Origin of the sequence: Curtobacterium sp. B8, assembly GCF_000333315.1 — a bacterium.
GTDB lineage: Bacteria > Actinomycetota > Actinomycetes > Actinomycetales > Microbacteriaceae > Curtobacterium > Curtobacterium luteum.
Genome location: NZ_BACW01000690.1, coordinates 1 through 1599, shown reverse-complemented (window position 1 = coordinate 1599; position 1599 = coordinate 1). Strand labels below are relative to the sequence as shown.

The following is a 1599-nucleotide window of genomic DNA, read 5'->3' as shown; positions in this document are numbered from 1 at the left end:
AGAGCAGCCCCTCGGCGGAGGCGACCGCCGCGCCTGTCCGGCCGAGCAACGCGACCAGGCGCCCCTTCGCGGTCTTGTTCCAGTGGTTGAGCGCCTTGCGGCGGCCGGAGCCGTCGACGCTCACCACCCGGGGCGCGAGCGCACCCGGCACCGGACCGAGCTGCCGGTAGCCCTCCGACCGGAGGTCCAGCACCACTCCGTCGGAGCGCGCGGCCAGCACCGGCGTCGAGACGGCCGGCCAGTGCGCGGCCAGCCGGAGGGTCCCGAGGCGGGAGTCGTGCGAGAGCCGGTACGCCGGGATCGCGTCCCCGGCACCGATCGGCCCGAACATCGCGGACTGCACCACGACGTGGTCGAACCACCACCGTCGGGTGGCGTCGTCGGCGCTCGGCGCACCGAGCGGATCGTAGAGCACGCCCGTGTAGCGGTCGATCGCCGGCATCGTCGGCGAGGTCTCGAGCTCGAGGTTCCGGAAGCGCTCGGCGATCGACTTCGGACCGAGCTTCAGCGCCGTCCGCGCAGAGGACTCCTCGGAACTGACGGAGCGGGCCGCGGTGATCACCGCGGCCCGCTCGTCGGACAGTTCCGGGAACGACAGCGCACGCAGGTCGAGCGTGCGGTCGGTGTCCCCGCCCTCCCGCTTCGTCTCCGAAGGCGGGAGGAGGACGGTCAGTCCGGTCAGGACGCCAGCGCGGCCTGCCGCGCCACGATCGTGACCGTGTCGTGCTCGACCGACAGGAAGCCGTCGGCTGCGTCCGCCGTCACCGTCGAGCCGTCGGCCCGGGTGATGCGGACCTGACCCTCGGCGAGGGTGGCGAGCAGCGGCTCGTGCCCCGCGAGGACACCGATCTGGCCCTCCGTCGTGCGTGCCACGACCATGGTGGCGTCGCCCGACCAGACCTCGCGGTCGGCCGAGACGACGCTCACGGTGAGTGCCGCCATGTCAGCGGTTCTCCTTCTGGATCTGCGCCCACTTCTCTTCGACGTCGTTGATGCCACCGACGTTGAAGAACGCCTGCGTCGCAACGTGGTCGAACTCGCCGTCGGCGATCGCGCGGAACGACTCGATGGTGTCCTTCAGCGGGACGGTCGAACCCTCGACGCCCGTGAACTTCTTCGCCATGTACGTGTTCTGCGAGAGGAACTGCTGGATACGACGAGCGCGCTCGACGGTGATCTTGTCCTCTTCGGAGAGCTCGTCCACACCGAGGATCGCGATGATCTCCTGGAGTTCCTTGTTCTTCTGGAGGATCTGCTTGACACGCGTCGCGGTCTCGTAGTGGTCGGCGCCCAGGTACCGGGGGTCCATGATCCGCGACGTGGAGGTCAGCGGGTCGATGGCCGGGTACAGACCCTGCGACGCGATCTCACGGGAGAGCTCGGTCGTGGCGTCGAGGTGCGCGAACGTGGTCGCCGGCGCCGGGTCGGTGTAGTCGTCGGCCGGCACGTAGATCGCCTGCAGCGAGGTGATCGAGTGACCACGCGTCGAGGTGATGCGCTCCTGGAGCACACCCATCTCGTCGGCGAGGTTCGGCTGGTAACCCACCGCGGACGGCATGCGGCCGAGCAGCGTGGAGACCTCGGAACCGGCCTGCGTGA

2 protein-coding genes and 1 pseudogene are annotated in these 1599 nt (G+C 69.9%); all 3 read right to left on the bottom strand.

The window, feature by feature from the left end:
- Positions 1–673 (bottom strand): YaaA family protein (locus I59_RS18530; protein ID WP_031274626.1); only part of this gene is annotated, 673 nt, incomplete at its 3' end.
- 5 nt (positions 674–678) lie between these two features.
- Positions 679–942, bottom strand: a complete 264-nt coding sequence (locus I59_RS18525; protein ID WP_022905158.1) for a F0F1 ATP synthase subunit epsilon — start codon at positions 940–942, stop codon at positions 679–681.
- Between the two features lies 1 nt (position 943).
- A pseudogene (locus I59_RS18520) lies at positions 944–1599 on the bottom strand (F0F1 ATP synthase subunit beta); the annotation flags it as partial.